The 6,848-nt window shown below is 32.7% G+C and carries 3 protein-coding genes; 2 read left to right on the top strand and 1 reads right to left on the bottom strand.

The features are described from left to right. The first annotated feature begins 32 nt into the window (after positions 1-32). Positions 33-5,717 carry a latrotoxin-related protein gene (locus tag ACJ5GX_RS08195; protein WP_495292903.1) on the top strand — a complete coding sequence of 1,895 codons (5,685 nt, stop codon included), beginning with the start codon at positions 33-35 and terminating at the stop codon, positions 5,715-5,717. 22 nt (positions 5,718-5,739) lie between these two features. Beyond that, on the top strand, positions 5,740-5,895 hold the full coding sequence (locus ACJ5GX_RS08190; protein ID WP_167495309.1) for a hypothetical protein: 156 nt from the start codon (positions 5,740-5,742) through the stop codon (positions 5,893-5,895). Positions 5,896-6,076: 181 nt separating this feature from the next. Here the strand turns inward: ACJ5GX_RS08190 and ACJ5GX_RS08185 are convergent, their stop codons facing one another. Further along, on the bottom strand, positions 6,077-6,835 hold the full coding sequence (locus tag ACJ5GX_RS08185) for an Rpn family recombination-promoting nuclease/putative transposase (RefSeq protein ID WP_264690050.1): 759 nt from the start codon (positions 6,833-6,835) through the stop codon (positions 6,077-6,079). Positions 6,836-6,848 lie beyond the last annotated feature (13 nt).

Genomic DNA, 6,848 nt, shown 5'->3' with positions numbered 1-6,848 from the left:
AACAAGCTAAGATTTTTCAATCCCAAGGTTTTGTGCATCAATTATTAGAAGGTGCTAAAGATTTTGATGGCAATGAAGCAAAGGAAAATTTAAAGGCAGAACTAAAGAACTTATATCACTTGATACCAAGTAAGGATAAAAACTATTTAAGCAAACTAGTGTTCGGACAGATTTTAGCTATGGATAGTATAGATAAAAATATTTTCACTTATCAGAATGAAGATAGAAGTATAGGAAGAGAGGCTACTACATTTCTACTATTCAATCAAGGGGAAGATAGAGCAGTAATATTAAATATTATAGAACGTAGTGGTGAATTAAGAGAACTTAGAAGGCAAAAGAGATTTGACAGTAATAAAATTCCTCCAATTGATGAACTGGATATTGATTCTGCAGTTAAAATCGACCTGATAATAAACACAGGAGTAAAGAATAACCTAGGTGGGTTTGAAGTAGGAGAAAGAAAAGATAAGTCTTATTTTCAGGATATAAATATAAAAGAAGTCTCTCATAACTCTAAAAATAGATACAAGGGTAAATTTGAAAGAATAGGGAATGTTGACGTAAATAGCTTAATTGAACAATTACGTGGAATTGATGTTGTAGACTTGCTTAAGGAAAGTAAAGATGAAGAGATGATGGGAAATAAGTTAAAAGAGTCACTATCTCCTTTAGTAGAAGCTTTATTGCCTTTTAAGGAATTAATAAAAAGAGAAGTGGACTTTCAAGCAATAATGCAAGGGTTATTGATAAATGGAAAAACGCAAGATGGTAAAGAGATTAAAGTGTATGTGGAATCTAATATATCTTCATTAGGGAAAATGGACCTGGCGCTATCTTTTACATATTTGCAAGGAGATGAATCTACTATTGAGGAAGATGAACCAATTATCATAGAATTAAAATGTGCTAATAGTAGTGTAAAGAAAAAATTAGGACATGCAGAAAAACAGATGAGTGACAAATATAAAATTCTTAGATCTTTTACTGATAAGAGAACAGCCAAGTTTTTAGCCATGGTTTTTAATCAATCTAGTAGGTCCGATAAAGATTTAATTACAGCAAGCATAAAAAGTATTGAAGTCTATCATACCACATCTCAAGGTGAGATTAGCTCTCCCGAAAGAGGTGGTGCAAGAAAAAGGCTAAGGCTTGAAACTGGGCCTCAAATGGAATGTTTAGAAGCTAAAAGAAGAAAAATAAGAAATATAGGCATGTACTGCATAGACTCACGTGATGAAGAAAATATTACAGAGGAAGAAAAAGAGCAACGTATTAAAGAGTTGTTTAATGCTAACAAGGTAGCGGAAAGAGTAAAGAATATTGAGTTTTATGATCAGCTTTTCAAAGTTTCTGAACGAATCTCTAGAGGTGAAGCTACAGACCAAAATGTTGAAGAAGCATTTATTGCAAAGGTTAAAAATGTAGATCTAAATTCAATAGACCCAGAGATCAAGGATATTGTAAAGGAGATGAAAGAAAATAAAGAAGAAATCAAAAATATTCTCAGAGGATATGGGGTAGCAGAAAAAATAGGGAAAGTAGCAGAAAGTGCAGGTTTTGCCTTTACAGTATTTTTAGTTGGTAAACATATAGCAAATGGAGATGTAGAAGGCCTAGGTTATGATGCATTAAATCTCTGGGTAATGCCAAAGATTGGTGAGAAAATCTCTGGAAAAATATTAGGATTAGGAGAAAAACTTGATTCTCAAATGCTAAAGGGGTTTGCCCCAGTTATGGGACCTGCTATAGGTAACTTTGCAGCATTTTTAGGGTTAGCAGAGTCGATAAAAGCTCGGGAAAGTGCAACGAATCCTGTAGATATAAAGATTGCTGACCTAAACATCGCAACTAACTCCATTTTTATAGCTGCAGATGTACCTGCGATTGTTACTGAGACAATGTCAGCCGTAGGAATAGAAGCTGGAGTAATGGGAGAATTTGCTGGTCCAGTTGGTACTGCTATTTCAGTTGCTGTTATTATTATATCGCAATTTGTAGAAGCAGAGCTTGAGGTAGAGAAATTGGAAGAGCACATAAATCTTACAGATCAGGAGAAGCATGATTTGTATTGGGATTTCTTTCTTGGTAAAAAAGTACCAGATTATATAGAAAATGATATAGAGGCAGAAAGTATATATAAACAATATGTATTAAAGCTTATAAGCCAATATAAAGGTAATTATGATAAAATAGTTATGTCGCTGCCTTATATATTGGTTACAAAGGAAAAGCGTGTTTATGGGGAAATACAACTCCTCAGAGTTTATTGTCGTACTAACACAAAAATAGTTGATACTAAGTTTGATTTTGGATTCAATACGAATGTTACATATCCATTTCATATCAGTGATATTAATTCTAGAGTGATTCCTACGAACATTGAAAGTTATAGTGTCGTTTGCGGACCACACGATAGCGATATTAAAGTACAAATTGATAATCCTCCCTGTACTGACTGTGTTGTAAATGGAATTGGCTCAGGATGTGATAACTTATATGATCATAGTAATGTATTACTAAATAGAACATTTGAAAAGTGGTTTTTACAAGAATACCCTAGCGACTGTTATAATGCGGTTATATACAGAAATAAGAATTTCCGTGGGTATGGAAGCGTATACTATATAACAGCTCAAAATGCTAATATTAATGTTGTTTTTCAAGAAAAGGATATTTTAAATGGTGATCGAGGTAGAAGAGGTAAGGTAGAAAATAGGTACTATTTTGAAAAGTCATTAGATAGTTGCAAGGTGTATAACTCAGGTAGAAATTTCTTTTACATAGCAGGGAAGTTCTCTTGTGATTTAGGAGCAGATAGACAAAAGAATATAGTTATAACACAAGGTAATCTTACTACAGATTCAATAAACATACATTCTATTATCGGCAGTAATAGAACTAATTATATAAAGTTCTCTAATGCAGATTATGTAGATGGTAAGGGTGGAAATGATATAATAACAGCAAAAAACTTTGCTACAATAAAAGGTTATTTTGGTGATTCTATTCACGGAAGTGGCTTAGTATTATTGCCGATAAATTTTAGTGATATAGATAAAATAACTCATGTTAACGACAGAACAAATATTTATAATAAAAGTGGAGATTCTATAAGTGTAGATAAACAGACATTAATAAAAACAGCAGATGGTTTGTTTGTAACTCCAACGAAAGTAGAGAGTAATACTGGAACAGTAGCAAGTCTACAAATAACAAAAAGCGTTGGTAGTGATGTTATATTAGATGATGAGTTAGATAAGTTGCAAACAATAGATAATCGGAACTTTAATATTACAAAGCAATTATCAAGTACTAATTATCGTAGTACTATAGGTAGTTTTAGTAATCATATTTTTTATCCTGATAAAGAGCACCATAATTTTTACTGGGAAGCTCCAAGTAATATAAACCATCTTTATCTTTTCGATGAAAAAAGTGCTAATATTACGATTGCTCAAGCAAATGGTATATTAGACTTTAGTCAATTAAATAGCACATTAAATGATATACAATTTGCAGAGAATAATGAAGGAGAAATAAAGATTAACAAAAGTAGACTAAATGTAACCCTGCTACCAGATTATAAAGATGTTACGGTAACATTTGATAGGGAAAAATATTATAAACTTCAGAATGGTGAACTAGAGCGTGATTATTGTTCTCATAGCTTAAAAATAGATGGAAGATTTAGCGTTAATGGTACTGATCTGTTAAATCATTATAATTGTTTCACATTTGATTCAGATAAGGTGCTTTTTTTAAAACTCAATAATGATTTGCTATTGTTATCAGATAAAGGAGCATATATCACAGATTACTATTCTTTTGTTCATAGAAACTGGGATTTATCTATAGAACTAAACAATAGAATTATAGAACCAGAAGAATTTGGAGAAAGAGCTGATGATTTTAGTTCTTTCAGGTATTATAAACCAGATGAACAAGGGTTACAGATTTATCATAATCAGCCTATTAATAAGAATGATATTGGTTTAGTTGATTTGAAAGGTAAGTCTATATTAGATTTCGATATGAAAGTTATGAATGATACCTTATTGCTATCACATAAAAATAACACTCTTGTAAAAGTAGAGAACTGGAATACTTATCAACCAGCAAGAGAAATGATGTTTGCTTTTAATGATACAATAGTTTCTAACTCAAAATGTATAGCTTCTACTTGCAATCCACAAGATGTTATAATGGACTTTAATAAAGAAAAACAGAAACAGTATTCTCAGCTAATAAAAACCTCAGGGCCTGAAGAAGCAAAGTCACTTATAAGAAAAGCTATCCAGGAGAATAAGTCGAACTTGCTTGAAGCTCTTCTTGATGGTATGAGAAACAGGGATGATAGATATACTCTTATCAATGCTAAAAACGATTTCGGCGAGACATTTCTGCACCTTGCTATCTCTCAGTGTTTTGTTGATAACGGCGTTAATAACCTAAAAGATACTAAGTTAAAGATTGTAGAGCTGCTGCTTAACAGTGGTATTGATGTTAATGCTCAGGATACCCAGGGCAAGACGTCTTTGCACCGCGTTGTCCTTCTAATGGGTTATTTAGTTCAAAATAATCATGATTTTAGTTTGTTACAACTTCTGATTTTTAAAAATGCTGATGTTAATATTCGTGACAATAATAGTAAGAAGCCTTTAGATATTGCAAGAGATAAAGGTTTCACAAACATAATTTCCTTTTTAGAGAAGGCAGAAAGAAGAAATGAATACGTTGCACCAAAGCATATACGTCATCATAAAAGACATGCTTATCATAGAGGGAACCGTCATCGTTATTCACCTATTGAAAAGACAACAAAAGCTAGAATAGAAGGAAAAGCTATAGTAGGTAAAATTGAGTCTATGATAGATGAAAAAAGTCCTACAGTAGGATATGATGATGTAGAGGTTATGGTAATAGGTGGCATAGAGATTGCTGCAATAAATAGAAAAAAAATCAAAGTGAATAAGGCAGAAGAGGTGCGCTATAAGAAAGCTACAAGCAGAGCAAGTGCACTATCTTCATGGATAAACAGTTTGTTCGGTTCAGTAAAAACCTCAATAGGTCGGTTATTAGATTCTAAACCTACATTGTCTGACGGAGTATCAAGTACTACAAGTCCAATCTCACAAGTTGATTCACCAGTAGATATAAACGGCACAATCATGTTACTTGATGTGCTTATTAGAAAAGTTACAGGTCAAAAATACATTTCTACAGCAGATCAGCACGTATCATTACTGGAAGCGCAGGGCTATGCATTAAATATTACAGAGGAATTTGAGAAAGTAGTAGAGCAAGCTGGATTAAAAAGTGGTGTGTCAATGCATCGATTAAATATTGATTTTGTGGAAATACAGAAAGAAGTTACAGGAAAAATCATGAGTGGTAAATTTGATGAGATTTCGGGGATTTTCAACTCATATGTAGAGAAAGCATGTTCTGGTAAAGAAGCTGGTAAATTAAGTCCGAAGAAATTTGAAAAGTTTATAGCTCAATTTAATAAGGGTCTGCTAAATCAATCAATAGAGCAGATATTACACAACAGAGATGGTAGATTAGAAGTTGATGGTACAAAAAAACAGCAGATAAGTTTAGAGCCTCAAAGTTATTTAAGTAATGCTTCAGTTCACAGCCATTCAAAGGACAAAGTATCAACTTGTCTTTCTGATGTAGGAGTAACCAAGCTTGGAAATACTTTGAGTAAGTAGATGAGAATATGGAAGGTATAATATGCCAAATAGTGAAAAGCTTATAATAGAATTTAAAGTGGAGGTGGTAGATCCCCTTAGCAAGTTTGATGGTTCTAATACTAACATGGATGAAGTAGGAATGAGAAGTACAAGACTAGAATTGGGAAATAAATGGTTAATGTACTATCAATATTAAACTTACGGTATATATCTTTAATATGTAAGGCTGAATAAGAGGGTAACGTTATGATAGTAATTTATATAATTCTATGTGCAATCTTTATAGCCATTTTAGACAGTTCACTAGATTCTTAATTAGGGGACATGTCTAACTTAGAAAAGGTTTTTATAAGTGTTAAAGTGAATAAGTAGGAATATTATGTTTTTTCTTTGAGTTGTGAAATTTCAGAATGAGAGAGACCGGTAATTTGAGCTATAACATCAATAGATACACCGGCCTTGAGTGAGTTTTTTGCTACTTCAATTTTTTCTTCTTGTCTACCTTTTTCTTGACCTACTTTAAGGCCCTCATCAAATTTTTGAGCTAAAGCAGCTACCTCATCCATTATGCGTTTTTTCATTTGTTCATATGCTAGTAACTCTTCTTCTGACCAATTAAACTTATTCATTTCTTCATAAGCTCGTTTTATTATTACGTCACTACCAACTATCTTATCTAGATCCTCTTCCCTTGTTTCTCCTGCATAGCGAAAAAAGTAACACCATTTTTCTACTATATTTTCTAATTGGTCTTCTTTTGTCTTTGTAAATTTTGGTAGTTCTATGAATACAAAGTAAAAATCCTTTAAGTCATGTTCAAAGCTATTTTGATCTAAAATGACATGATTAGATTTGTACTCAGCCTTATCTGGAAAAATAATACAATCAGCAACAGCTATGAAGATAATTTCCTTGAGATTATGATAATTATCACCTTGATCAGCTTGACTTGAGTAGGCTTTAGCAGCATAATATTGAGCACGTTTTTCGAAGCCTTTGGTCTTAGTAAACTGGTCAGGTAAGGAAGCAGTATTACTACTACCCCCTCCCTTAGAAACGCAGCATGCAGGTTTCCCCACACTACGCTTGAGCCCCTTATCTAAGTTCTTCTTTTCTAGAACCGGCTTGTCCTTCATGATTCCTCAGGAA

Source organism: Wolbachia endosymbiont of Tuta absoluta, assembly GCF_059414725.1.
Note: the sequence above shows the minus strand (reverse complement) of the source record. Positions and strands in the feature narration are given on the sequence as shown.